This window comes from Corynebacterium diphtheriae (assembly GCF_001457455.1).
Lineage (GTDB): Bacteria > Actinomycetota > Actinomycetes > Mycobacteriales > Mycobacteriaceae > Corynebacterium > Corynebacterium diphtheriae.
Map to the genome: position 1 here is coordinate 1,011,440 of NZ_LN831026.1, position 26,055 is coordinate 1,037,494.

Here is a 26,055-nt window from a genome sequence, read left to right on the forward strand (position 1 = left end):
GCGTTAGTATCAAAGGCATGGGTTTTTCTACTCCAAGCTACGACCTGATTTATCTGTTCAACCGGATCGATCGAGGCGATTTGCAACTTCCGGATTTCCAGCGCGAATATCGCTGGGATGTCGATAGAATTCGAGCGCTGCTCGTTACTGTTTTGCGCGGATACCCTATGGGCTCGATTATGGCCTTGGATACCCGTGGGGAAGAGATGCGGTTTAGACCACGGCCACTTTTTGGTGCCCCAGATACTGGAATGGCACCTGGACTTTTGCTTCTCGACGGCCAACAGCGCCTGACAACGCTGTACCAATGCCTTACCGGCGACGGCTTGGTGGAGTCAGTTGATTTTAGAAATAAAAAGATCAAACGACGTTTCTTCGTAGATATTCAAAAGGCTGTTTCAGCTGAGGTAATGCCTGATGAGGCCGTCATTTCTGTAGACCAGCACGGTGATGTGAAATCACACTTTGCCAAGAATGACATTCCACGGTTAGCAACCGAAGAGGACATGTTGCGTCACCAGTGCATGCCAGTGTCATCGCTTTTGCAAAATCGCGGCACGGATATGCTTTTCGACCTCGCGCAAAATGCGGAACCAGATGCACGCGAGCGGATCAAGAACTTCCACAACACTGTTCTTAAGCCTGTAGTGCGGTATTCAGTGCCAATGGTTCGATTGGATCGTGAGACTGCTCAAGAAGGCGTTGGTTCAATCTTCGCAGCTGCAAACTCCAGTGGGCTGCAGATGGATGTATTCGAACTACTCACATCGCTTTTCGCTGCACAAGACCCTGACTTTGATTTCCGTGCGGACTGGCACAAAACCGAAGAAGTACTCAGACAGTTCCCAGCGCTTGACCAGATCGGCCAAACCGAATTCCTCACCGCAGTCGCGTTATACGTCACCGCAGTAAAAGGACACGCTAGTGGCCACCGCGAGGACATCCTGAAACTCAGCGTCGCCGACTACCAATACGCGGCACCTTTGATTCGAGCAGCTTTCCATGAAGCCGCGCACTATATGCGTGAGCGATGCATCATGAGCATCAAGCAGGTGCCTTATAGCGCGCAGCTTATCCCACTCACAGTAATCATCGCGTTATTAGCACGTGATCCGAAAAACATGTCACATAAAGACAGCTGGGATCGTTTGAACCAATGGTTCTGGTGCGGCGTTTTTGGCGAACTTTATGGATCGCCAGCGTTGGCAGTCCGAATGGGAGTAGACGTAGATGAGGTCACCCGCTGGATCGATGATGCCAACAACCCGAGCCCGAGCGTCGAAAAGCCACAGTCGATCCGAGACGCTCGATTCGTTGAATCCCGACTTCTTAGCGCCTGCCCAGAATCCGGATTATATAAAGGCATCTATGCGCTGCTGATGGGACGTGGTGCCCGTGACTTCCGTACCGGTATGGCATTTGATCACACGAACTTTGAACAGCTAGGAGTTCACTTCCGACCAGTATTCCCAGAAAGCTGGTGCGAAGAACACGGAATCAATCTAGTACTGAGCTCATCAGTACTCAACCGCACCCCGATGGGGCGCCGCACGCACGTCATGGTCGAGGGCGCTTCGCCAGCACGCTATCTGGTTCGCCTACAGTCAAAGTCTCTCATGGATGATGCTGAGTTCGATCAAGTTCTTGCCACTCACTTGGCAGATCCTCATGCACTATTCGCCGGTCAAGCAGAGGAGTTTTTCAGCGATCGCCGCAGCAAATTCCTCACCATGATCGAAGAAGCCATGGGAACAGCCGCAATTCGTGACGTCGACGAAGGCGATCTTACCGCTGGCGAGGAAGGTCCACTGGCCTTTGAGAAGTAAGGCATCACGGACCTGGATAGCCACACTTGCCGTTATTATAAGTGTGGCTATTGCCATGGGAACAAGCGGATGCACCGTGGATACCTCGCGCCGGGATAAAGTGCGAATGGCTTTGCCTCACGCCGAGCTCGAACAAGCGCGAATGGATAACCTTACGCGTCACGTGGCACAGAATTTTTTGAGAGAGCCACAGGTGGTGGGTGAACCCAATGATTCAGGCGTCGCAGTTTCGCAGTTGTTGTTCGAAAAGTCGGATACGGTCGTGATTTCAGACCGTGAGATTCACCACCAGCTGCGGGCGGCGTCGATAGCTGTGGTCGCTCATGCGCCGATGCTTCTTATGAACGATACTGATCGTGATGCGGTTCAAGCAGAAATCGGTCGGCTGGGTGCTCGCTATATTTTGGCCATTGGTGATGTGGGCCTGCCAAAGACCACCGGAAACGTTAAAGTCATTCCAGATTCTGGTTCTTTGACAGCTTTGGGAAAGCTCACGTCTTTGCAGTTTCGCACCCAGCGTATCGACGTCTCCAATGCGCTTTCCGCTGTCTCTCGGTTGGATGGGACGCATCCCATGTGGTTGCTGACTAATCGGCAAGAAAAAGTGCAGTCGAGTCCAAGTGATGGGGAAGTATCAGCTTTTCCAGTGCAGTCGAGGCGCGATGCTGGTGCAGCTCCGCAAGTGATCGCTACTCAGGAATCTGGCATTGCGGCAGTTGCTACTGCGCGTTCTTATGGCGCATCGGTGACCGTCATGCGTTTTCCGGATCCGCGGCTTAATGTGGAATCAATGCGGGCGGTTGCTGGGCTTTCCGATCAGCCGCTCATTGCTTTGGGCTCACAGTTTGGAACGTCACAGCAGCTCAGTGAAAGAATCGAGTTGGGTGAACGTGCGCCGTTAGCACTTCCGAACAAGACCGGTCTTGTTTTTGCTCTGCGTACTCTAAGAGCGCGATACCTTAATGATTCCTATGTATCTAAGCGTGCGGATATTCCTTATGGGGCGAATTATGTGCGTACCATTGCGCGTCCGTTGTCCTCGCAAGATCAACAGGACTGGAAAGCATGGGCCGATGCAATCAACGCGCAAGATGGATTTGTCTTTATCGAAATAGATGCGGTTCATCGCGATGCTGATGAGATTCTTGATTCGGTCGAGGAAATCGTTTCTCAGCCATCAATTGGGGTGATTTTGAGGAATGCAGCTCAGGTTTGTGCACGATCTCCTCAATCACGCCAAAGGATTGCAGATCGCCTCATGCATTGGAATAGCGAAGTTATTAATCACAATGGCGATCAGCTAGGCGTGGTTCTTGAAGGGGTAGACATCCTCCGAGGCGGTGTATGTGGAATTTCTCCCCAAGAGCTTATGGGTTTGGGATTGGCAATTTTGCCTGCTCGTGGAGAACATTTAGGCGGAGACGCGACCGTGAACAGTCAGTTATATTGGGATGATTGGTTCGTCGCCGAACGTGAATCATTCCAACCCACTGGCACATTAAGATCCCCCCGACTTGGGTTAATAATTCGCGACTAACTGCATTATTTGCCCTAATTCTGTCATGCACTAGGTGAGTTTCCGCAGTCTCGTTTACACTGTGTTGCAGTCGCGCGCCAGTGAGCAGGCGCGGACCCATTGCTATCTGACGCGGTCGTGCCAGATAGGGGTGGACATGCGGATAATTTCCAGGAGAATATCGTGAGCCAGAATGGCCGTCCTGTCGTCCTAATTGCAGACAAACTCGCGCAGTCAACTGTTGATGCGCTCGGAGATGCCGTGGAGGTGCGCTGGGTCGATGGTCCAAATCGCGCAGAGCTGCTTGCAGCGGTTCCAGAGGCTGACGCACTTCTTGTTCGTTCCGCTACCACCGTAGATGAAGAAGTCCTCAATGCGGCGACCAACCTTAAGATTGTCGGTCGCGCTGGTGTTGGCTTGGACAATGTTGATATTGCCACCGCGACTGATAAGGGGGTGATGGTGGCAAATGCCCCAACCTCCAATATTCATTCTGCGTGTGAGCATGCTATTTCGTTGTTGCTTTCTACTGCACGTCAGATTCCTGCAGCAGATAAAACGCTTCGTGTTGGCGAATGGAAGCGTTCTTCGTTCAAAGGTGTGGAAATTTTTGGCAAGACCGTTGGTATTGTCGGATTTGGCCATATTGGTCAGCTTTTTGCGCAACGCCTCGCAGCATTTGAGGCGACTATCATTGCGTACGATCCTTACGCTAATCCAGCGCGTGCTGCGCAGTTGGGTGTAGAGCTTGTGGATCTAGAATCGCTCATGCAGCGTGCGGATTTTGTCACCATCCACTTGCCTAAGACTGCAGAAACTGCTGGCATGTTCAATGCCGAGTTGTTGGCTAAGTCCAAACAGGGGCAGATTATTATCAATGCGGCACGTGGCGGGCTTGTCGACGAGCAAGCGCTCGCCGATGCTATTGACGCTGGCCGGATTCGTGGCGCTGGTTTCGATGTTTTTGCAACTGAGCCATGCACAGATTCGCCACTGTTTAACCGTCCAGAGGTTGTGGTTACTCCGCATTTGGGTGCTTCAACTGTAGAAGCGCAGGATCGTGCCGGTACGGATGTTGCCGCATCTGTTCTCAAGGCCTTGGCAGGCGAGTTTGTCCCAGATGCAGTGAATGTTTCGGGCGGACGCGTTGGCGAAGAAGTTGCTTTGTGGCTTGATTTGGCTCGCAAGCTTGGCGTGGTTGCTGGCAAGCTTTTGGATAAGGCTCCAGTAGCTGTTGAAGTTGAGGCTCGCGGCGAGCTATCGACGGAAAACATCGATGTCCTAGGTCTGTCGGCATTGCGTGGCGTCTTCTCTTCGTTTATTGAAGAACCAGTTACGTTTGTCAATGCCCCGCGTATTGCAGAAGAGCGTGGCGTAAAGCTGGATGTTACTACTGCGTCCGAATCCCTTACACACCGTTCTGTGCTTGAGGTCTGTGTGATTGGAGCCGATGGTTCTAAAGAATCCGTCATTGGTGCTTTGACCGGCCTCAATCATGTGGAAAAGATTGTTCGCATTAACAAGCGTGGTTTGGATCTTCGTGCTCAAGGATTCAATGTGTACTTCCAGTACACCGACACTCCTGGTGCTCTAGGCAAGGTTGGCACAGCATTGGGTGCTCAGGGGTTCAATATTGACGCGGCTGCTTTGTCTCAGGATTCTGAAGGCGATGGCGCCACGTTGGTGCTTCGTGTTGACAAGCCTATTCCAGATGCATTGGTCGAAGAGATCGCTGCCGGAATTGGTGCAGAAGCCTTCGCTGTCGACTTTGATGCCTAATTTATACACCGACGTTCAACGGACCTTTCCCCCTAAAAGTACTGGGGGAAAGGTCCGTTTGTGCTTTGGCGTCAGTTTTTGGGGATCGGTCTGCTACACTCGGGTACAAAGTTCACATAGTGGGAAGTGAGGTTCCATAATATGAAACTAGCTGTTATTGGTGGCGATGGCATTGGCCCAGAGGTTACTGCAGAAGCTCTGAAGGTGCTCAATGCGGTACGCGATGACATTGAAGTCACCGATTATGACCTCGGCGCACGCCGTTACCTGCGCAACGGTGAACTTCTCGCAGATGCTGATTTGGTATCTTTACGCGAACATGATGCTATTTTGCTGGGGGCAATCGGGGCACCAGGCGAGGTTCCACCAGGAGTGTTGGAGCGTGGATTGCTGTTGAAAATGCGCTTCGCATTGGATCATCATGTGAATCTGCGACCTTCTAAGCTGTATCCCACAGCGACGTCGCCGTTGGCTAATCCTGGCGATATCGATTTTGTGGTGGTCCGTGAGGGTACTGAGGGTCTTTATTGTGGCAATGGCGGTACTTTGCGTGAGGGGACGCCGCATGAAATAGCGTCGGAGGTTTCCCAAAACACTCGCTACGGTGTGGAACGAGTTGTGCGCGATGCTTTTGAGCGCGCTCAAAACCGCAAAAAGCACCTTACGCTGGTGCATAAAACCAATGTTCTTGTTAATGCTGGTGGTTTGTGGCAGCGTACCGTCAATGAGATTGCCACTGAGTATCCAGAGGTTACAGTCGATTACAACCACATTGATGCTGCAACTATTTATATGGTCACGGACCCCAGTCGCTATGACGTTATTGTGACCGATAATTTGTTTGGAGACATCCTCACCGACCTTGCTGGTGCGGTAACGGGTGGTATCGGTTTAGCGGCTTCGGGCAACATTGATGCCACTGGTGTGAATCCTTCAATGTTTGAGCCTGTTCATGGTTCGGCCCCAGACATTGCGGGTCAGGGGATTGCTGATCCTACTGCTGCTATTTTGTCGGCGGCGATGTTACTGCGTCATGTGGGCGATGAGTCTAATGCCCAGCGCATTGAAGCGGCGGTAACCTATGATGTTGCAGAGCGGCCTGCTGGACCGGTTAAGACTGTCGAGGTGGGTGATCGGATCGTTGCTGCATTGCAACGGTAAGGCGTACTCGAGGAGATCTCGGGGTTCCTGAGTTGTCAGGAACCCTTTAGTAAACTCGATCCGCAACACATCCGCCATGTCGTGTCTACTGCTACCATGCGATATGCACCCCGAGGCACTGTAGTAGTGACTCCGAAAGAATCTAATGATTATTGCTTTGTTATTCGCAGTGGGGCAGTAGATATTTCTAGCGAGGGCGATTCGGATTCTGTGCCGGTTTTGTTGGATCGTCGTGAAGCAGGACGGTGCTTTGGCTATGCCACGATCCTTGGTGATAATGCCAGTAGATATCGCATTGAGGTGGTCGAAGATGCGCTGCTTTTAGCGAATCATCGTGATGCATTCCTTGACGTGTGCCGTGCAAACTCGCAGTTTCGAGACTTCTTCTCCCATTAGTCTCGCCGTATGCGTAAGGCTGCCCAAGAATTGGCACATCGGGCGACGTCGAAAATGCTAGCTACCCCGTGTGCTGACTTCATGTCGCGTGAGCTGGCTGTGGTCTCCGTGTTCGATTCGCTTTACGACGTCGCGCGTGCGATGGATACCAGCGCAGTCTCGGCAGCTATTGTGGTTCGCGGCGCAACTGTGGTCGGCATAGTGACGGACCGAGATTTTCGTTCCAAAGTAGTTGGAAAAGCACTGTAGGTTGAGCATCCAGTCAGTGAGGTGATGTCGCAAGAACGCGTTATTGTCTATCCCGATACGCCCGCAAGTCATGCTCATTTGTTGATGACGGAGTACGGTTTTCACCATTTGCCGGTGGTAGAAGAATCGACGCATGCGCCAGTTGGAATGGTGGAGTCACGTTCCGTTATGCGCTTGCTCAAAAAGGACCCATTGCTTGTGGGGCGGGATGTAGTTCGAGCGAAAACTGCCGATAAGTTGACGCACGTGCGTTCAAGTTCGGTGCTCACTGCCGCCCAGCTGGCTCAACCTGGTGCGCCGGCTCAAAGAAGTCAGTGCACTGCTAAGCGTGACGGCAGATTCGATTGCTCAGCGATTATGTCAGTTGGCGGAGCAACGCCTTGGTCCACCGCCGGTTCCATACGCATTCGTCGTGGTGGGCTCTCATGGGCGCAAAGAATTAGGATTTGTTTCCGATCAAGATAATGCACTTGTTATCAGCGACGATTTCCGTGCTGATAGTCATTCGGATTATTTTGCGCAGCTTGGAAATGTGCTGTGCGAGGAGCTTAATCAAACCGGTCAGATGTACTGCCCAGGAGAGATGATGGCGAGCAATCCGCGCTGCCGGTTGACCTATTTCGCAATGGCGCGAGACACTACGCGATTGGATTACTGCACCGGAGCCTGATGCATTGCTGTATGCCCAAACATTTTTTGATATGCGCAGCGTGTTTGGTGATCACGGAATGGTACGCAGCGTGCACGACTCGGTGAAGCTGTCTCGGAACGCGGCGCTCGTGATCTCGTCGATGCTTTTGATTTTCTTATGATGATTTCTCAACGTCATAACTCCGAGGCTGTGTTGGTTGGAAACGAACCGTCTTATCATCTCGATCCTGCTGATTTATCCACAATGGATAGGGAACATCTCAAAGACGCTTTCCATAGTATTAAGTCAATGCAACAAGCCTTTGGGGCTCAATTTCCAATGCAGATGTGAGGCTATTGGCTGTTGATATGGAAACTACTTCCTTGGATCCGCGTAACGGAAGCATTGTTGCTATCGGCTGGGTTCCGGTTGAAAATGGCGTGATCATGGTAGTGTCGGCGGGTTACCAGCTTGTTTATGATGTGCAGGCCCAAGAATCAGTAGGGGATTCAGGTACACCTCACACCATGCAGCGAGTGATGCGTTAGCCTGCGCAGAACTCTATTTGGCGCAACGACATAGGAGTGGATTGCGTGGATAAGCTATTTCGAGTAGTGCTTTTTGGTGCAGGTTTGTATTACTTATGCACTGCGGTGTGGTGGTGGATTTCGGGGCGAAATGTTGTCATCTCATGGTTGTATATCGGAGCGGTAGCTATATTGGTGGCAGGGGCATGGCTTACGCGCCGTTATCAGAAAAAAGATGGTCGCACAATTTGGTGAGTTTGGAGAGTTATCTGAGCAGCAACGAGATACAATTCGTGAACTTAAAGCTGGTGGTCGTGTGGTGGAAGCTGTTCGAAAAACCCGCGTTTGGTACCCGAGTTTGGGGCTAGTTGAGGCTAAAAAGCTGGTAGACGAGCTTTAGTCAAGCCCTTATATCGTGGGTGATTGCGTGCAAAATTGCACCACCATCACAGGCATTCGGTAGGATCGCCTCTATGCGTTTTGGACGAATTGCCACACCCGATGGAATGTGTTTCTGCGTTGTTGAGGGCGATGATGCCCAAGCAATCTGCAAAGAAATTGAAGGAACCCCGTTTACCGAGCCTAAATATACGGGACGACAGTGGAAGTTGGACGAGGTGCGCTTGCTCGCACCCATGCTACCTTCCAAGATTGTTGCCATTGGCCGTAACTATGCTGACCATGTTAAAGAGGTCTTTCAAAAGAGCGCTGAACATCTGCCACCAACGCTGTTTTTAAAGCCACCAACGGCCGTCGTGGGGCCAGGTGCTGCTATTCGAATTCCCGAGTTTGCTACCAAGGTGGAATTCGAAGGTGAGCTGGCCATGGTTATTGCTAAGCCTTGTAAGAATGTAAAGAAAGAAGACTGGAAGTCTGTAGTCTTAGGCTTCACTATCATCAACGATGTGTCGTCTCGCGACTTGCAGTTTGCTGATGGGCAGTGGGCACGTGCAAAGGGCATTGACACTTTCGCGCCACTAGGTCCGTGGATTGAGACGGATATTGATTCGATTGAAACCGACAATCTTCCCATCAAAGCACACCTGACACATGATGGCATCACGGAGACTAAGCAGGACTCTAATTCCAATCAGATGATTATGGATCTCGGTGAGATCATCGAGTTTATTACTGCTTCGTTTACATTGCTGCCTGGCGACGTCATCTGTACTGGTTCCCCCGCAGGTACCGCGGCGATGGTTCCTGGCGACTTCATTGAAATCGAAATCCCAGGCATTGGCCGACTAGGTAATCCGGTAGCTAAAGCCTAGGAGTAGCGGTACCCTCTGGGGTATGTCAACTACTCATAACAGCCTCCCCGCATCCTCTGATAGGCATCATAATGGGCATGGGGAGGCTTCTTTGTATCACGCCTCGCACGGCCATGCATGGTCAGGTAATCCCAACTACACACTGACGCAGCTCATTCCTGAATTGAGGATTAATCTAGGTTCCAGTCTAGATATTGGCTCTGGGGAGGGGCTGATGTCGCTTGGCTTGCCAGCCTCGGGTGGAAAGCTGTTGGATTGGAACCATCGGACGTTGCTGTCGAGCGATCTCGTGAACTTTCCTCCAATGCGACGTTCATCCAGGGGCAAGCTCCTCAAGATCTCGACCAATGTGGAGGCCCCTTCGACCTCGTGACAGGGTTTTATATCCCGATCGCTGGTGAAGAAGCATGGCGTGCCATCGCTCGTCAGGTAGCTGACGGGGGATACCTAATCTATGTCCACCACAATCTCGATGAGCTTCGCACCAAGGGTCATCCACTTCTTGGCCGAGACGATCTTCTCATGCCTTTCGACGCGGCGGATCTTGCTCCTAGTGATGCATGGGAAATCGTGGTCCACGAAACTCGCCATCGCGAGATCGTAGGAGGGCATGGCCACCATCACCATCTTGATGATGTTGTGGTGCTTAAGCGTCGTAAGAAGTAATGCCTAAAGCTTTCATGATGGTGTGAAGTTTTGCAGTTGTTTCTTCGACTTCTGCGGCCGCATCAGATTCTACGACGATTCCTCCGCCTGCCCATGCTCGTGCGGAGGTGCCGTCACCGCTTACCTCGGCACACCGGATAGACACCATGAATTCACCATCGCCGTGGCTGTCTGCCCAGCCCACGGTTCCTGCGTAGAATCGGCGATCGCCTTCTGCGATGCTGATGAGCTCTTCGGCCGCATCAGTCGGAGTACCGCAGATGGCGGGGGTGGGATGAGTGTGCATTGCTAATTCAAGTGCGGTAAGTGATGCGTCCTTTAAGGTTCCAGCAACAGGAGTGGCAAGGTGCCACATTTCGTTGGTCTTGGTGAGCTCAGGGTTTGCGGGGATGCTGAGCTTTGAACATAGTGGATCTAAAACATCGCGAAGATGCTCTACAACATACGAGTGTTCTTGTAGATCTTTGTGGGAACGTCGTAAAAGTTCGGCATTGGTGGCATCTGTGACCGCATCCGCGCTTCTGGGTGCGGAACCGGCGAGGGGATACGCCGTCACGGTTGAGCCTTGTTTCTTGATGAGTACTTCTGGTGATGAGCCCACAAGCATTGCTCCTGCAAAATCTTCGCCAGCAGGGGTGAGATCTGCGATGAAACCATCGCGGTTGCGGGAAAGATCGATCAGTCGTGCGGCAATAAGTCGTGGATCAACGGCAGGGGAGAACGTCATATCTACCGCGCGTGCTAAAACGACTTTTTTCAAGGATGTGGACTTGATTGTATTGATCGCTGCTTCAATGCGGGCATGATGTTCCTCGAGTGATGGGACAAGCTTTTCCACTTGAGCATTCACGATGCTGCCGGGTCCTTGCCGGTAATATGCGTGGGGCTCTAAGGGGCCCTCCTCACGCATGACGGAGCGGGGAACCGTAAGGGCGCAGGCGTGGTCGCGTCGAAAAGCAAGGGCGCCAACGACTAGCTCAATGCGCCCACTACGTAAGGCCTCTACTGCTTTCCAAGGATCAGAAAACGTTTCTACCGCGCCTTGGGTACGGATAGAGCCGTGGCTACGGGAGAGTAAAAAATCGGGGGCAGTAGCGGGTCGATGGGCGCACATGTCTTGCCAGTCTAGTGCACTAGTCTACGATGAACATTATGTCTGATGTTCGTGTACGTTTTTGTCCGTCGCCGACCGGTACGCCACATGTCGGTATGGTTCGCACCGCTTTGTTTAACTGGGCTCACGCTCGTCACACTGGCGGCAAGCTCATTTTCCGTATTGAGGATACGGATGCTGCTCGTGATAGCGAAGAGTCCTACCAAGCGATTATTGATTCCCTGAAGTGGCTCGGAATGGACTGGGACGAGGGTGTTATTGTTGGTGGCTCTCATGAGCCATATCGTCAAAGCCAGCGTATGGACATCTACAAGGATGTCTTGGAAAAGCTGAAAGAGGCTGGCTTTGTCTACCCTGCGTACTCGACTGCTCAGGAAGTGGAGGAGCGTCACAAGGCCGCAGGTCGCGACCCTAAGTTGGGCTACGACAACTATGACCGCACTCTGACTGACGAGCAGATCGCTGCATTTGAGGCAGAAGGTCGTCAGCCAGTGTGGCGTTTGCGCATGCCGGAGCAGGATTGGAAGTGGAACGATCTGGTTCGTGGCGAGATCGAGTTCAAGAGCTCTACGCAGCCTGACTATGTGGTGGCGCGTTCCAATGGTGCACCGTTGTACACCTTGGTCAACCCAGTCGATGACGCATTGATGGGCATTACCCACGTGCTGCGTGGCGAGGACCTCTTGCCTTCGACCCCTCGCCAGTTGGCTCTGTATGAGGCTCTTAAGGCCATCGGTGTAGCCCAGCAGACCCCTGAGTTTGGCCACCTGCCGTTCGTTATGGGTGAGGGGAATAAGAAGCTTTCCAAGCGTGATCCACAGTCCAACCTGTTTAATCACCGTGATGCCGGCATCATTCCAGAGGGCATGCTGAATTACCTGGCATTGCTGGGCTGGTCACTCGCTGGTGAAAAAGACATCTTCTCGGTTGATGAGCTTGTAGAAAACTTCGATGTGACCAACGTGTTGGCAAATCCAGCTCGTTTCGACCAGAAGAAGCTTGAGGCGATTAACGCTGATCACATCCGTCTTCTTGAGCCCAAGGATTTCGAGCAGCGTTTGCGTGCATATCTCAACGAATACACGGACTTCCCAGCAGATTACCCTGCAGAAAAGTTTGCAATCGCCGCAGAGTTGGTGCAAACACGCATCAAGATGCTTGGCGACGCATACGGTTTGCTGAGCTTCCTAGCGATCGCCGATGAGGATCTCACCTTGGATGAGAAGTCGGCGAAGAAGAATCTCAAAGAGACGGCAATTCCTGCGCTAGATGCTGGTATTGCTGCCCTTGAAGAGGTGGAGGAGTGGACCACTCCTGCTATTGAAGCTGCATTGCATAAGGCGCTGATTGAGGATCTTGAGCTCAAGCCTCGTGTTGCTTTTGGTGCTCTGCGTGTCGGCATCTCTGGCCAGGCTGTGTCGCCACCTTTGTTCGAGTCGATGGAGCTCTTGGGCAAGGAGTCAACGTTGACTCGTTTGCGTGCTACTCGTGCGGTTACCCCGTATCAGGTTGCCGCTGAGTAAGTTCACATTAGGCATTCCCCTAGGCTAATGGCCTAGGGGATTTGTTGTTTTGAGGAAGAAAAACTGTTGTAACTATTGAATATGTTGCTTATGTGACTAATGTTAAGCAAGTGATATTTGGGTATGTGGGCCTTGGTGGCCGAAGAAAAGGTGCAGTGGTGTTCGATGCGGCGCGGGCGGCGTTTTTGGGGGTGGCCGTCTTTATTAGCGTCTTACTCGTTGCATCTTTCTTTAGCCCCACCCAAGGGAGAGCGGTGGAGCCGGCGCCAGCCGGGGCTCCAGCGCAGCAAGGCTCTTTGCCTAACGACGCTCTTGGTTCTATCGAACCGATCCATGATGTGGATCTGGGAAGGGCAGGCCAGCAGTCACCATTGCCGGCTCCGGTTGATCCTGATCCAACTTTTAATCCGCAGCCACCTTTTGTACCGGGTGAATTGCGCGAAGGCTTTGTCGATGTGGGGAATGGGAACCTTCGCCGTTATCTGATTCATGTGGGAACGAACTATCGGCCACATACTCCAGAATTAACGCCCGTGGTCTTCGGCTTTGGTGGTTGGAAAGATACTCCGGAAAAGTTTGCGGAGTACTCGCGATTTGAGCTCACCGACTTTGGTGCGAACGCCATCATTATTTACCCAGAAGGAATCGCGCGTGCGTGGGAAGGTGCCCCGTATGCATCAACCCGTATGGGGGACGATGTTCACTTTGTGCGAACAATCCTGAATGCCGTCGATGCTGACTATCGAATCGATCGCGGTCGTGTTTATGCGGTGGGAATGTCCAACGGTGGCGGAATGGCGGCTTCTCTTGCGTGCCATGCCCCTGATCTCGTTGCGGGTGTTGTGAGTGTGTCAGCTGCCTATTATGAGCCTGTGGTAGCCGATTGTGCGCCCGGTGCAGTGGCAACTCTCGACATTCACGGAACGCATGATGAGGTCATTGCATATCAAGGCGGTATGCGTCACGGTGCACCATTCCTTGGTGCTGAACAAGTTGTGGCGGGAGTTGCTGCCCGTAATGGCTGTGGGCCTGCATTACCGCCGCGATGGATTGAGGGTCCTGCAGAGCATTATGGGTTTGCTGGCTGTGCTGCGCCGGTGGAGCATATCCGAGTTCTGGGGCAAAAACATGTGTGGAATGGGGTTCCGCATGCTACCACGTTGGCGTGGGAGTTCTTGCATCGTCAGCACAAATAATAAATTGCCGTTTACCAGCGGATTTGTGCGATCCTCTGCCTTGTGGTTATATTAAACCCCGTTGAACAGCAGGGCCTGCAAAGAGCAAGCTGGTAGACAAATGGCCTATGGTGTAATTGGCAACACTACGGTTTCTGGTACCGTCATTCTAGGTTCGAGTCCTGGTAGGCCAGCAGCGAGAAATCGCTAACTTGAAAAAGTTCTATGCCCCGTTCGTCTAGCGGCCTAGGACGTCGGCCTCTCACGCCGGTAACACGGGTTCAAATCCCGTACGGGGTACAAATAGTCTCCACTCTTTTGGGTGGAGGCTTTTGTTATTTCTAAATACTGCCCCTCGGTTGGGGTGGGTGGGGTATTAGCAGGAAGCGTCAATGATGGCACTGATGGTCGCGGTGAAGTAATCGTCGGCTTCGGGGCTACTGGGGGTTTGGATTGCGGTCATTACAACCGCGCGCACGGTGGCAACAGTGAGTTCAATATGCGGGGTGCCAAGCTGCGCAAGTTCAACGCGGGTTAAGTAGCAAAAAGGGCATGATTGTGACACCCTGTCACGACTGGGTTGAGTATGAGGAAGACAAACATGTTTGAGGTGCTATACGGTAGCCGAAAACGGGCGTTTTCACCGTTATCGGCTGGATAATCATGATCGGGGTGTTAGCTGTACTATCGCCAACAATCGACGACGTCCTCACCAAGGGCAACAACAACGCAGGCGCTGATGCTGTATCCACACAGGCTGCACAACTGATTGAAAAGAATTTTCCTGATGCTGACGCAGTTCCCGCGATCCTGACGGTGCGAGGCAGAGACGCTAACGTATCCAAAGTGTTGGCGGCAGTCGATTCGGTGAGAGAAAACGTTGACCGCTTTGGGCCGTCGATAAGCGCGACGTGCAAGCGTCCCAGGCCTACATGCGTTCCCGCTAACGCTGCAGAAATGACCAGCGGTGACACCAATCTAGTGGTCATACCAGTCACAGGTGATCCCACGACGACCGAATATCGTGACGATATTAAGACGCTACGTGCCGAGCTCGCTCATGCATTTGGGTAGAAGACCTGACTACCGATGCAGCCCCTGTCCATGTGACTGGTCCGGTGGGCATTGTTACTGACACCGTGAACGTGTTCGCTGGTGGAGACAAGATTCTGCCGCTGGCCAGAAGGTAATCGCGCAGGACTTTGGTGAAGGTGAAATCGCGCCGTCCACCATGATTGTCACTGGCCCAGGCGCGGATGCAGCAGCTAAGGCGATTGCTGAACAACTCCCGCAACAGCTTCCAGAGGACGTCACGCGCGCAGACTTTTCGCCTCGAAAGGACGTGAACGAAGACGGCTCGGCTGCCCGTGTCGACGTAGTGCTCAACGCTGATCCATACTCCACAACGGCCTTTGACATGCTGGACCGCGCTACGGAACAAGCAGGTGAGATCGCAGGTTCTGAAGTGAGAGTTGCCAGCGCTGGTGAAACCGCCACTGCCCGAGATAGTGCTGCCGAGGTCACTCACGACTTCACACTCCTTGTGCCACTGATCTTCTTTGTGATCGCTTTGATCCTCGGACTGTTGCTGCGGTCGTGGCTGGCTCCGATCTATCTCATCGCCACACTTGGCCTATCGTTTGCAGCAACGCTCGGCCTCGTCGCCTTTATCACCCTCACGGTGCAATGCGATACCGGTTTTGGCCGCAACATTTGCCGTGCTGATGACGCAGCCCATCCGCGAGCTCTACCAATTCGGTATGGCCATGATGCTGGGCATTTTGATCGACACTTTTATCATCCGACCGCTCATGGCACCGGCAATCGTTACCCTCCTAGGCGATCGCGCGCTGCTGCCAGCGAAGCCAGGGCAGGAGAGCCGCGAGGCTTCTATGGAGCCTGTGCCTGCCTCATAAGCAATCTGTAACGCCCGAAGGGGCGGCACCTGTGTCCATGCTGGTCATAGGCGCCGCCCTTTCACATTGCCCATCGGGGGGTAATTGGGTAGGCATGATTAAAAAACTAGAGGGAATGAGCCTTAGACTGAGAAAGTCTTAATCAAAAAATTTCAGCTGTTTTAGGGGAAACGAAGATGTCGCGTGCGACGTTGGGTATTCGTTCATCGTGGGTTGGGTTTGTTGCGGCGGCGACCACCGCAATGGCTAGCACTATTGCTCCTGTTGCGCATGCACAAGTAGCACATCACGTGCCACATGATGGATGCAGCGCAGTGGAGGTTGCAGTAGTTGGTGGAACAACTCAAGCAAATATTCACGACGATCCCCATGACGTGTACAGCTTTGGCAAGGGAACCAACTTTGCGGTAAATATGACGCGGCGATTCCATAACGTTACCGCGTGGCAATTGCCTTATTACTCATCGGCAGGAATCACAGCCTCGAACAACGACGCTGAACAAAAAGAATTCCCGCCCTATGCAGTCTCTAAAAACCGCGGAGTTGATGCGCTTGATGCGCACCTTTCCGATCAGGCTGTGAAGTGTCCAGATACCCAATTCGTGATCGCAGGTTTTCCCAAGGGGCGGACATCGCAGGTGATATGGCTGAGCGTATTTCTCGTGGCAAGACTAACCCTGCACTTACTCCGGAACGCGTTCTTGGCGTTTATCTTTTGGCAGACCCTGGGCGCTCGGATCTGCTCATGAATCCCACGCAAGGGCAGACAACGACGGGCAAGAGTGGCCCGTTGACCGAAAACGGTGCCGTGCTGATCGAAACAAACCTCGGTCTTCCTGGTGCAGGTTCTGTAGGCATTGCAGGGCCACGTGCAGCGGGGGCATTTAGTAACCTTCCCGGAAAAGTTCGCTCAATCTGCAGTAGTGGTGATCCCGCCTGTGCGGTCCACCCGAAAGGTCTGCTGGCATCCGTGGGGGAAGTGGGCAAACGATCAAAACGATTTTGAACACGTACCTGTGGAATCTGTACGCACGATGATGCTCAATGGCTCATTCTTCATTTCGCTTGCACCGCACATGAACAAGATCCGAGGCGACTTGTATGCTTCGGATCCGGTTGCGCTCAAACAACACTTTGACGACGCCTCCATGCACCCGCGTCTTACACAGCCTGAACGTAATACTCTTCACCTCGTAGGTGCAGAAATTGCTGGACTTATGGGGCACCTTAAACAAGGGCGCGATCAGGTAGCAGTTGGCTCTAGTGATACTGGATTAAGTAGTGGCGGACCGCGCGATCGGCTTATTGCCTTGGAAAAAATCGTTCAGCAGCAAACTGGACTTGTGGAACTTCAGCTCGCTGTTGGGTTGATGATCGTTCACCTTAGCTACACAGGGGATAGCCGTGAGGTCAGCACAGTGGGCGCGCAGCGTGCCGATGACTGGATCGATAGCGACATGACGCAGCTCATTAGTGGATATCTAAACACCCTTTCAGTACGCGCACCCTACGTCACGCTTGGCGAACGCCATACGTTCATCCAAAAAATGGGCTGGCCGATTTGGTGGATTGTGAGCTCAATTTGGGGTCAGCGTAATCACGCCGCTCGTGGAGTATGGGAGTTCTTCGGACTCTAACCTGCGAGCAATGTCAAGGAGAGTTATGTCTCAACAAAAATACTGTTTTAACAGGCGTAACCCTCCTACAATGAGGTCTTGTCAGGGTGATCGGATCGCTCGAACAATCCCCGCTATCTAACGGGAAGCACTCATTTTCATCCGAGCTAACCGGCACTGTGACGCTTGTCAGCGTTTTGTCGATCAAGCGAAAAGGAGGTTGTGTGGCAGGAATCGAACAACCAGAACATCACGGTTACCGCGTAGGTGAGTCTTCCGCCGGCACTGCCATGATTCGGGATTCCAAGCGCCAGGGATGCGCGAACCCGAAGCTAAAGAACAACATCTTCTCGGTAACTTCTCACAGTTGCGCAGGAATGCTGAACTAAATAGTGAGCCCGTCACCCGCGTACCTACAGGTATGAAGCGGACGAAGCAGTGAGATGCTGGCTTACGAGACTTCCGCTCAGAGACGCGAACTCACACGCAGTTATAGTGACGCATTCCTTGTCGCACACGACGTTGATGTACGCGATAGAGAGGAGACCTTTATCGGACACGGAGAATTAACGGCGTAAATATTGTGCCCCACGGTAAACGTGGGGCCTAATTCTTATCTGACCTGTGGATTTGGTGATTTATAGGAACTCAATCTACTATTTCTTTACACCGCTTCGCACGATGTCTTTGCATCATGTGAAATGTCGAACATGCCCCGTTCGTCTAGCGGCCTAGGACGTCGGCCTCTCACGCCGGTAACACGGGTTCAAATCCCGTACGGGGTACAAATAAAGCAGCCAACGAAAGTTGGCTGCTTTTCTCTTTATCTCGGCGCCCTCTTCCTGCCCCGAACCTAACCTACATGGGGGATATGCGCACCAATATGCCGAGCAGGCTTGGTGATCTGCGCTACATTGATGGGCACACTTTGTATCCATCACTTTTGTAGGAAGGCTGAGCTCGTGACTGCTGCCATTTCTGATCGTGTCCGTGAAGATATTCGATTGCTGGGACGCGTACTAGGACGAGTTATTGCGCAGCAAGAGGGCGAAGAAGTCTATGAGCTGGTAGAAGCTACTAGACGCATGGCGTTTGATGTTTCTCATGGTGACGCTGATCCTGAAGATTTAATGGTGATTTTTAGGGATCTTGATATCACTAAGACCAACCTTGTTGCTCGTGCTTTTAGTTATTTTGCGCTGCTGGCTAATTTGGTTGAGGATCTTGATGATGAATCCGTAGAGGCGGATGTTTCATTGCGTAAAACTTTTGCCAAGCTTAAGCGGGAGGGGGTGTCTGCAGCTGATGCTGCGAGTGTGATTCGTAGTGCTGAGGTTGCACCGGTGCTTACGGCGCATCCTACGGAGACGCGTCGTCGTACGGTGTTTGATACTCAGACTCGGATCAAGCAGTTGCTCAAAGACGCCCATCATGGTGGGGATATGCAGGTCATTGAGCAGGAAATGTATCTGCGGATGACGCTCTTGTGGCAAACCGCGCTGATTCGTATTGCGCGTCCAACGCTGGAGGATGAGATCGATGTGGGGTTGCGCTATTACAAGAAGTCACTCTTGGAGCAGGTTCCTGCGTTGAATCGTTCGATCCGTCATTCTATGAGGGAGACGTTTGGTCTGCAGCTGCCAGATATTGCGGTGATGCGTCCTGGCTCGTGGATTGGTGGCGATCACGATGGTAATCCGTATGTTAATGCTCGTACCTTGACGTACGCGACGCGTCAGGCCGCCAAGACAGTGGCGCGTTATTACGTGGAGCAGTTGGGTGAACTGGAACGCGAGCTGTCGCTGTCTGATCGTTATTCTTCGTGCTCCAAGGAGCTGCTTGCGTTGGCCGAGGCTTCGGGTAACAACTGGGAATCGCGTGTTGATGAGCCGTATCGTCGTGCAGTCTATGGGATGCGCGCCCGTATGAAGTCCAATGTGGACGCTTTGGAGCGTCCGGAGAAAACAGCGGGGAAGAAGTCGTCGAAACGCACGCCTTATGCAACTCCTGAGGAGTTCTTGCGCGATCTTGATGTGATTGATCGATCATTGCGTGCGCACAATGATGATGTGATCGCTGATGATCGGCTAGCGCGTATCCGCTCGGCTGTAACCACTTTTGGGTTCCATTTGTACACTCTCGATATCCGTCAGAATTCTGAGTCTTTTGAGGCTGTGATCGAGGAGGTATTCGCGGCAGCGCGTCGTGTACCCGGCGGTAAGCGTTATTCGGAGCTTGCTGAGGCAGAAAAGGTTGAGCTGCTTATCCAGGAGCTGCAAACTCCGCGTCCGCTGTTGTTCCCCGGCGCGCTTGAGGTCGAGGATGCGTTTAGCGCTGATACCACTAAGGAATTGGGGATTTTCTTAGCGGCGGCTCAGGCGGTGCGGGATTTCGGATCGCGGTCAATTGCGCATTGCATTATTTCGATGACGGCTACGGTGTCCGACATTTTGGAGCCTATGGTGCTTTTGAAGGAAGTCGGATTGCGTGATGTTGATGTGGTTCCGCTTTTTGAGACTATCGACGATCTTCGCTGCGGTGCTGCTATTTTGCGCGAGCTGTGGTCGCATCCGTTTTATCGTGAGCATCTTCGTGCCCGTGGGGATATCCAAGAGGTGATGTTGGGGTATTCCGATTCCAACAAGGACGGCGGGTATCTGCAAGCTAACTGGGCGTTGTATGATGCTGAGCTGGGCTTGGTGGAGTTGTGCCGTGAGCACAATATTGAGTTGCGTTTGGCTCATGGCCGTGGTGGCGCTGTGGGCCGTGGTGGTGGACCTACTTACGATGCGATTTTGGCGCAGCCGAAGGGTGCGGTGTCGGGTTCTGTTCGTATTACGGAGCAGGGTGAGGTGATTTCTGCGAAGTATGGTGCGCCTGAGACGGCGCGCCGTCACTTGGAGGCGTTTGTTTCGGGGACGTTGGAGGCGTCGCTTCTCGATACTGAGCCGATTGCGGATCCGGATCGTGCGTATGCGATTATGCGTGATCTTGCTGGCTTTAGTGGTCAGAGGTATCAGGAGTTGGTGGGAGATCCTGGGTTTATTGAGTACTTCACGCAGTCGACTCCATTGCATGAGATTGGTGAGCTTAATCTGGGGTCGCGTCCTGCTGCGCGTAAGCAAACGACAGCTATTTCAGATCTTCGTGCTATTCCGTGGGTGTTGTCGTGGTCGCAGTCGCGGACCAATATTCCTGGTTGGTTTGGTGTTGGTAGCGCGGTGAGCCGTTTTGTATCGGCGGTGCCGGAGAAGGACCGAGAGTCACGGTGGCAGGAGCTGCGTGATTTGTATGCAACGTGGCCATTTTTCCGCTCGGTGATGTCAAATATGGCTCAGGTTATGGCCAAGGCAGAGATCTCGCTGGCAAGGTTGTATGCCGATTTGGTGGATGATCCCGAGGTTGCTGACCGGATTTATGCGTTGATTGCAGAAGAATTTGAACTTACGCGTCGTGCATATTTGGCTATTACTGGTAATGAGGCACTGGTGTCGGAAAACCAGCGCCAAGCCCGTTCACTTAAGCGGCGTTACCCGTATTTGCTACCGCTTAACGCCATTCAGCTGGAGTTGCTGCGGCGTTATCGTGGTGGCGATGATCAATTCTTGGTGTCTAAGACTATTCAGGTCACCATGAATGGTTTGGCCACTGCGTTGCGTAATGCGGGGTAGGAAGGGGATCTATACGATCTTTTTCACCACTGCTGGTTTGAGGATCATCTGGCCGAAGCCGTCGATTTTGCATTCGATGTAGTGATCCTCAGGGCCGGTACCTACTTCCGGCTTGAGGCGGATGTTGCGGGCTTTCATGCCGGATTTAAGTGGCTGTTGGGCACCTTTGACCTTGATGGTTTTGGTGATGGAGACGGTGTCGCCGTCGCTTAGAACGTTTCCTACGGAATCGACAATCACCGTGGAGGTTTCTTCTGGGTCAGCTGTGGCAGTGTCGGTAGAAAACTCGTGGGCGCATTCGGGGCATACGATCAGCGGTGGCATCTCGTAGGTGTATTCAGATTCGCACTCTGGGCACGGTGGCAAGGTGTCTAGACCTTGGGCTTGGGTATCAGTCACGAGGAAACATCCTAAAACATCACCGTGCCAAAGTTGCTATTTCTTAACTGTGAGAGTGGTCCAAGGTGACGGTGTATCCGAGATCTTTGACTAGTGCCATGTCACTGGCGATGGTGGTGCCGGTGGTGGTGAGCATGTCGCCGCTGATGGCGGAGTTTGCGCCGGATTGGAAGCAGGCCTTGCCGTCGTCGCCAAGTAGTTCGCGGCCGCCGGCGAGCCTAATTGCCGCTTGGGGGAGGATAAAACGAAAGATGGCTACGCAGCGTTGTACTTCTTCGGGGCGTAATTGTTCGGTTCCAGCCAGCGGGGTGCCTTCGATGGCCACGAGTACGTTGACGGGGAATGAGTTGACCCCGAGCTCACGGGCGGATAGTGCCATGTCGATGCGGTCTTCCATGGACTCGCCAAGCCCTAGGATTCCGCCGGAGCATAGGCTCATGCCTTCGTCGCGTGCTGCTTGTAGGGTTGCGATTTTATCGTCAAAGGTGTGTGAGGTGCAGATGCTCGGGAAGTATGCGCGGGAGGTTTCTAGGTTGCAGTGCACGCGAGAAATACCGGCATCGTGGAGAGCTTGGAAATCTTCGGCGCTTAGTAAACCTGCGGAGATACATACTTCGATGCCGACTTCTTGTTTGATTCGGCGTACGCCCTCGCAAATGTGGCGGACCTCGTCGCGGCGTAGCTTGCGGCCGGAGGTGACGATGGAAAATCGGATTACGCCTTTGTCTTTGTTTTCTTGTGCTTGTCGTACGAGTTCGTCTGCGGTGATCAGCGGGTAAGAGTCCACGCTGATGGTGGGGTACCTGATGCTTTGCGCGCAGAAGGTGCAGTTTTCTGGGCATCGACCGGATTTGGCGTTGATGATGCTGCACATGTCGAATCCGTCGCCACACATCTGGGCGCGGATGCGGTCGGCTGCTGCGCTGAGTTCGTCAAGGGGTGCGTCGATAAGCGAGAGGGCCTCGTCTCGCGTGATGGCGGTGCCGGCAAGTACTGATGCTTCGAGATCCTGAACTGTGTTCAATGTGGCAGTCATAGTCCCTATTGAACACCTTTCAATCGCAAAGATCTGCTGTAACGACTGTGGTGTTCGACGCGTTAGCTTAGGATGATCTCATGATCAGCCCGCGACTCGCCCACGCAATCTCCATTGCCGCCTATGCCCATCGCAATCAGATACGCAAAGCCACCAGCATCCCTTATATCTGTCACCCGTATTCGGTGATGGTGATAGCCCAAAGCTGTACGTGCGATGAGGACGTGTTTATCGCAGCGTTGCTTCACGACGTCCTCGAAGACGCGGCCGAGGAGTATTCCGAGCATGAAATGCTCAACGATTTTGGCCCCCGAGTGGTGTCTATCGTGAAGGAGGTGACTAAAGATTCGAGCTTGTCCATGTGGCAAGAGCGTGCGGATTCCTACTTAACGCACCTCGAAACCGCTAGCCATGAGGCACTCATTGTGTGTTTAGCTGATAAAACCCACAACCTCATGTCCATGGTGGCGGATTATGAGGCTGTGGGTGATGCTTTGTGGGCGCGGTTTAATGCCGGAAAAGATCGCCAATTATGGTGGTATTCCAGCGTGTGGGATGTGCTGGAGCGCAGGCTTGGCAAAGATTTTCCAGGGGTGGCGGACTATGCCCGCCTGCTGAGCATGTTTGCTAAGGCGTAATGAGTAATGCCTAGAGTGATTGCGATAGATGTGCCGCAGCTTCGGTTAGTTGCTGTGACCATAGTGTGGAAGGTGATGGGCGCAGGCGCTCGGTGGGGCCGGAGATAGACAGTACGGCGATGAAAAGACCTTCGCTGTCGAAGACGGGGGCAGAAATACTTGCGAGGCCAACTTCGCGTTCGCTAATCGATTCCGACCAGCCGCGGTCGCGGGCCTCTTCAAGGTCTTCGGGGGTAAACTGCGCCCCCGATGCCAGCATGGCATCGCGCAATGTAGGGGAGGAGTAGGCAAGAAAGACCTTTGCTGCGGATCCAGCGGTCAGTGGTAGTCGTGTGCCCACGGGGACGGTGTTTTGTAGTCCAATGGTGGGCTCTTGGGCTGCAATACATACACGGGTTGCGCCTGCGAGTTGGTACAGCTGCACGGATTCGCCAGTTTCGTTCATGAGGCTAGTCATGATCGGGGTGGCTACGTCGATAAGCTTGGTGGAGCTACCGGCCCCGAGCGAGCTCAAGACTGCGCCGATGGTCCATTTGCCATCGGAGGTACGTGTCAGGATGTTATGGGTTTCTAGCGCTGTGGCCAGTCTGTGTGCTGTGGCTCGGGGGAGATTGGTCACGTCGCACAGTTCGGTGAGCGATAGTGGACGTTCCGCGACTGCGAGCATGATGGAGACAGCGCGGTCGAGAACCTTAATGCCGCTTGTTGCAGCAGGATCTGTGTTAATCTTTCCCATGAGATGAATATTAGCATTCCATTGCGCGGGATTCACCTGTGGGTCGTTTGATGTAGTGGAAAATTTATGTAGAAGAGGTGATTCGATTCATGACCAGCCCCATGACATCGAAGGATTCAAAACTCACGCTCGCTGAAAAAGTCTGGCGTGACCACGTCGTTTCTCAAGGAGAAGGCGACCAACCAGATCTTATCTTCATTGACCTTCAATTACTGCATGAAGTCACCTCACCTCAGGCTTTCGACGGTCTGCGCATGGCCGGACGTACACTGCGACACCCAGAACTGCACCTAGCCACCGAAGACCACAACGTTCCCACCGAGGGAATCCACAACGGCTCCCTGCTAGAAATCAACGACCTTGTCTCACGCACCCAGGTAGAAACCCTGCGGAAAAACTGCGAAGAATTTGGAGTGCGCCTCCACGCCATGGGCGATAAAAAACAAGGCATCGTGCACCAGGTAGGCCCACAATTAGGTGCCACCCAGCCAGGCATGACCATCGTGTGCGGCGACTCGCACACCTCCACGCACGGAGCCTTCGGTGCTATGGCCTTTGGTATCGGAACCTCTGAGGTAGAACATGTGATGGCAACACAAACGCTGTCGCTAAAACCATTTAAGACCATGGCCATTAATGTCACCGGCGAGCTGCAACCAGGGGTCACCGCAAAAGACCTCATTTTGGCGGTCATCGCAACCATCGGCACCGGCGGCGGACAAGGCCACGTGATCGAATACCGCGGTGAAGCAATCGAAAAACTGTCCATGGAAGCGCGCATGACAGTCTGCAACATGTCCATCGAAGCAGGTGCTCGCGCCGGCATGATCGCCCCCGACGAGACCACATTCGACTACATCAAAGGCCGCGAAATGGCGCCCACCGGCCAAGACTGGGACGACGCCGTGGCCTACTGGAAGACCCTGCCCACCGACGAAGGAGCCGAATTCGATACCGAAATCACTATCGACGGCTCCGCGATCACACCATTTATCACATGGGGAACAAACCCAGGCCAAGGCCTACCGCTGTCAAGCGTCGTGCCCTCGCCAGAGGACTTCCCAGGAGATAACGAAAAAGTCGCAGCCGAAAAAGCACTCGCCTACATGGGACTAACCCCAGGAACCCCACTACGCGACATTGCCATCGACACAGTCTTCCTCGGATCCTGCACCAACGCCCGCATGGATGACCTCCGCATTGCAGCCGACATCCTGCGCGGCCGAAGCATCGCCGACTCCGTGCGCATGATGGTCGTCCCATCCTCAACCATGATTAAAGAGCAAGCAGAGGCAGAAGGCCTAGACAAGATCTTCATCGAAGCCGGCGCACAATGGCGTACCGCAGGATGCTCCATGTGTCTAGGAATGAACCCCGATCAACTCACCCCAGGCGAGCGCTGTGCATCCACCTCGAACCGCAACTTCGAAGGCCGCCAAGGCCCAGGCGGACGCACCCACTTGGTATCACCAGCAGTTGCCGCCGCAACCGCAATCAAGGGAACCCTGGCAAGCCCCGCCGATCTGGACTAAGGAAGAAAACAATGGAAAAATTCACCACCCACACCGGTGTCGGCGTACCGCTGACCCGCTCCAACGTCGACACCGACCAGATCATCCCAGCCGTCTACCTCAAACGCGTCACCCGCACTGGATTCGAAGACGGACTCTTTAATAACTGGCGCACCAAGGACCCCAACTTTGTCCTTAACAACGAAGCCTACCGCAATGGATCCGTCCTCGTGGCTGGACCAGACTTTGGCACCGGATCATCACGCGAACACGCAGTATGGGCACTCAAAGACTACGGATTCGCCGTCGTCCTCTCATCACGATTCGCCGACATCTTCCGCGGAAACGCCGGAAAAGCCGGATTACTGGCAGCCCAAATGGAACAAACCGACATCGAGCTGCTATGGAAACAACTCGAACAAACACCCGGCGCGCAGGTCACCGTAAGCCTCGAAGAACGCACCGTCACCTGCGAAGGAAACGTCTACCCATTCTTCGTCGACGACTACACACGGTGGCGCCTCATGGAAGGCCTTGACGACGTAGGACTCACCCTGCGCAAAGAAGCCGAGATTGCAGCCTTTGAAGCACGCCGGCCATCCTTCAAACCGGTAACGCAATAACACCTCAGCCGCAAAGAAAAGTGGGGCTTCCTAGAGCGAACAACTCTACGAGGCCCCACAACTATGCCAGGAAAG

Annotated in this window: 24 protein-coding genes, 3 tRNA genes and 4 pseudogenes; 26 read left to right on the plus strand and 5 right to left on the minus strand. The window is 53.2% G+C overall.

From position 1 onward, the window contains the following. Window positions 1-17: 17 nt before the first annotated feature. From AT687_RS04940 to AT687_RS04990, 13 genes and pseudogenes are all read left to right on the plus strand, one after another. Window positions 18-1,826, plus strand: coding sequence for a GmrSD restriction endonuclease domain-containing protein (locus AT687_RS04940; RefSeq protein ID WP_014318955.1), 1,809 nt, complete (start codon window positions 18-20; stop codon window positions 1,824-1,826). Window positions 1,827-1,932: 106 nt separating this feature from the next. Next, window positions 1,933-3,363, plus strand: a complete 1,431-nt coding sequence (locus tag AT687_RS04945) for a hypothetical protein (protein ID WP_003851186.1) — start codon at window positions 1,933-1,935, stop codon at window positions 3,361-3,363. 162 nt (window positions 3,364-3,525) lie between these two features. Continuing rightward, window positions 3,526-5,121: a phosphoglycerate dehydrogenase gene (gene serA / locus AT687_RS04950; protein ID WP_010934810.1), complete on the plus strand. Its 1,596-nt coding sequence runs from the start codon at window positions 3,526-3,528 to the stop codon at window positions 5,119-5,121. A 141-nt stretch (window positions 5,122-5,262) separates the two neighbouring features. Further along, the gene (locus tag AT687_RS04955) at window positions 5,263-6,282 is read left to right on the plus strand and encodes a 3-isopropylmalate dehydrogenase (RefSeq protein WP_010934811.1); all 1,020 of its coding nucleotides are present in this window, start codon (window positions 5,263-5,265) and stop codon (window positions 6,280-6,282) included. Between the two features lie 81 nt (window positions 6,283-6,363). Continuing rightward, a complete protein-coding gene (locus AT687_RS04960; RefSeq protein WP_014318956.1) occupies window positions 6,364-6,678 on the plus strand; it encodes a Crp/Fnr family transcriptional regulator in 315 nt (104 codons plus the stop codon). A gap of 9 nt (window positions 6,679-6,687) precedes the next feature. Then, window positions 6,688-6,927: a CBS domain-containing protein gene (locus AT687_RS04965; protein WP_014310342.1), complete on the plus strand. Its 240-nt coding sequence runs from the start codon at window positions 6,688-6,690 to the stop codon at window positions 6,925-6,927. Between the two features lie 24 nt (window positions 6,928-6,951). Then, window positions 6,952-7,050: pseudogene (locus AT687_RS12950) on the plus strand (CBS domain-containing protein); the annotation flags it as partial. A gap of 205 nt (window positions 7,051-7,255) precedes the next feature. Further along, complete coding sequence (locus tag AT687_RS04970; RefSeq protein ID WP_003851191.1) at window positions 7,256-7,597, plus strand: DUF294 nucleotidyltransferase-like domain-containing protein; 342 nt, start codon at window positions 7,256-7,258, stop codon at window positions 7,595-7,597. Between the two features lie 138 nt (window positions 7,598-7,735). Next, on the plus strand, window positions 7,736-7,909 hold the full coding sequence (locus AT687_RS11880) for a putative nucleotidyltransferase substrate binding domain-containing protein (protein WP_003851193.1): 174 nt from the start codon (window positions 7,736-7,738) through the stop codon (window positions 7,907-7,909). After that, the gene (locus tag AT687_RS04975; RefSeq protein ID WP_014310345.1) at window positions 7,906-8,106 is read left to right on the plus strand and encodes a 3'-5' exonuclease family protein; all 201 of its coding nucleotides are present in this window, start codon (window positions 7,906-7,908) and stop codon (window positions 8,104-8,106) included. Before AT687_RS11880 ends, AT687_RS04975 begins: the two co-directional genes overlap by 4 nt. 45 nt (window positions 8,107-8,151) lie before the next feature. Beyond that, window positions 8,152-8,485 (plus strand): annotated as a pseudogene (locus tag AT687_RS13390) (hypothetical protein). A 73-nt stretch (window positions 8,486-8,558) separates the two neighbouring features. Continuing rightward, window positions 8,559-9,356: a fumarylacetoacetate hydrolase family protein gene (locus tag AT687_RS04985; protein WP_003851198.1), complete on the plus strand. Its 798-nt coding sequence runs from the start codon at window positions 8,559-8,561 to the stop codon at window positions 9,354-9,356. 22 nt (window positions 9,357-9,378) lie between these two features. Beyond that, a pseudogene (locus AT687_RS04990) lies at window positions 9,379-10,022 on the plus strand (class I SAM-dependent methyltransferase). On the opposite strand, the gene AT687_RS04995 reads toward AT687_RS04990, so the two are convergent. Then, window positions 10,003-11,136 (minus strand): isochorismate synthase, encoded by a 1,134-nt coding sequence (locus AT687_RS04995; protein ID WP_014318960.1) that lies wholly within the window; start codon window positions 11,134-11,136, stop codon window positions 10,003-10,005. The pseudogene AT687_RS04990 and the gene AT687_RS04995 overlap by 20 nt on opposite strands. 29 nt (window positions 11,137-11,165) lie before the next feature. Between AT687_RS04995 and gltX the strand changes: the two genes are divergently transcribed. The 4 genes from gltX to AT687_RS05015 all read left to right on the plus strand — a co-directional run bounded on the left by gltX (window position 11,166) and on the right by AT687_RS05015 (window position 14,134). Beyond that, window positions 11,166-12,659, plus strand: a complete 1,494-nt coding sequence (gene gltX, locus AT687_RS05000) for a glutamate--tRNA ligase (protein ID WP_041740482.1) — start codon at window positions 11,166-11,168, stop codon at window positions 12,657-12,659. Window positions 12,660-12,817: 158 nt separating this feature from the next. After that, window positions 12,818-13,855, plus strand: coding sequence for a CE1 family esterase (locus AT687_RS05005; RefSeq protein ID WP_041740484.1), 1,038 nt, complete (start codon window positions 12,818-12,820; stop codon window positions 13,853-13,855). 101 nt (window positions 13,856-13,956) lie between these two features. Further along, window positions 13,957-14,028: transfer RNA gene (locus AT687_RS05010), tRNA-Gln, on the plus strand. 33 nt (window positions 14,029-14,061) lie between these two features. Next, a tRNA-Glu gene (locus AT687_RS05015) sits at window positions 14,062-14,134 on the plus strand. Between the two features lie 76 nt (window positions 14,135-14,210). Here AT687_RS05015 and AT687_RS11885 read toward each other — a convergent pair. Further along, a complete protein-coding gene (locus AT687_RS11885; RefSeq protein ID WP_003851208.1) occupies window positions 14,211-14,399 on the minus strand; it encodes a hypothetical protein in 189 nt (62 codons plus the stop codon). Between the two features lie 98 nt (window positions 14,400-14,497). Between AT687_RS11885 and AT687_RS12960 the strand changes: the two genes are divergently transcribed. The 6 genes and pseudogenes from AT687_RS12960 (at window position 14,498) to ppc (ending at window position 21,037) form a co-directional block, all read left to right on the plus strand. Then, complete coding sequence (locus tag AT687_RS12960) at window positions 14,498-14,908, plus strand: hypothetical protein (RefSeq protein WP_003851210.1); 411 nt, start codon at window positions 14,498-14,500, stop codon at window positions 14,906-14,908. 142 nt (window positions 14,909-15,050) lie between these two features. Continuing rightward, window positions 15,051-15,761: an MMPL family transporter gene (locus AT687_RS13595; RefSeq protein ID WP_420911443.1), complete on the plus strand. Its 711-nt coding sequence runs from the start codon at window positions 15,051-15,053 to the stop codon at window positions 15,759-15,761. Window positions 15,762-15,926: 165 nt separating this feature from the next. Continuing rightward, a pseudogene (locus AT687_RS13395) lies at window positions 15,927-17,387 on the plus strand (cutinase family protein). 203 nt (window positions 17,388-17,590) lie between these two features. Continuing rightward, complete coding sequence (locus AT687_RS12600) at window positions 17,591-17,755, plus strand: hypothetical protein (RefSeq protein WP_162096463.1); 165 nt, start codon at window positions 17,591-17,593, stop codon at window positions 17,753-17,755. Between the two features lie 323 nt (window positions 17,756-18,078). Further along, window positions 18,079-18,151: transfer RNA gene (locus AT687_RS05040), tRNA-Glu, on the plus strand. Window positions 18,152-18,283: 132 nt separating this feature from the next. After that, window positions 18,284-21,037, plus strand: coding sequence for a phosphoenolpyruvate carboxylase (ppc, locus tag AT687_RS05045; protein ID WP_014318965.1), 2,754 nt, complete (start codon window positions 18,284-18,286; stop codon window positions 21,035-21,037). Window positions 21,038-21,046: 9 nt separating this feature from the next. On the opposite strand, the gene AT687_RS05050 is transcribed toward ppc, so the two are convergent. Beyond that, window positions 21,047-21,436 (minus strand): zinc ribbon domain-containing protein YjdM, encoded by a 390-nt coding sequence (locus AT687_RS05050; protein ID WP_014318966.1) that lies wholly within the window; start codon window positions 21,434-21,436, stop codon window positions 21,047-21,049. 43 nt (window positions 21,437-21,479) lie between these two features. Beyond that, a complete protein-coding gene (gene bioB, locus AT687_RS05055) occupies window positions 21,480-22,472 on the minus strand; it encodes a biotin synthase BioB (RefSeq protein ID WP_014301802.1) in 993 nt (330 codons plus the stop codon). A gap of 80 nt (window positions 22,473-22,552) precedes the next feature. On the opposite strand from bioB, the gene AT687_RS05060 reads away from it, so the two are divergent. After that, window positions 22,553-23,110, plus strand: coding sequence for an HD domain-containing protein (locus AT687_RS05060; RefSeq protein ID WP_010934822.1), 558 nt, complete (start codon window positions 22,553-22,555; stop codon window positions 23,108-23,110). A 10-nt stretch (window positions 23,111-23,120) separates the two neighbouring features. Here the strand turns inward: AT687_RS05060 and AT687_RS05065 are convergent, their stop codons facing one another. Next, a complete protein-coding gene (locus AT687_RS05065) occupies window positions 23,121-23,846 on the minus strand; it encodes an IclR family transcriptional regulator (RefSeq protein ID WP_003851228.1) in 726 nt (241 codons plus the stop codon). Window positions 23,847-23,935: 89 nt separating this feature from the next. On the opposite strand from AT687_RS05065, the gene leuC reads away from it, so the two are divergent. Beyond that, window positions 23,936-25,378, plus strand: coding sequence for a 3-isopropylmalate dehydratase large subunit (leuC, locus tag AT687_RS05070; protein WP_003851230.1), 1,443 nt, complete (start codon window positions 23,936-23,938; stop codon window positions 25,376-25,378). Window positions 25,379-25,389: 11 nt separating this feature from the next. Then, entirely contained in the window at window positions 25,390-25,980 is a 591-nt protein-coding gene (gene leuD, locus AT687_RS05075; RefSeq protein WP_010934823.1) for a 3-isopropylmalate dehydratase small subunit, read from the plus strand. The last annotated feature ends 75 nt before the right edge of the window (window positions 25,981-26,055 follow it).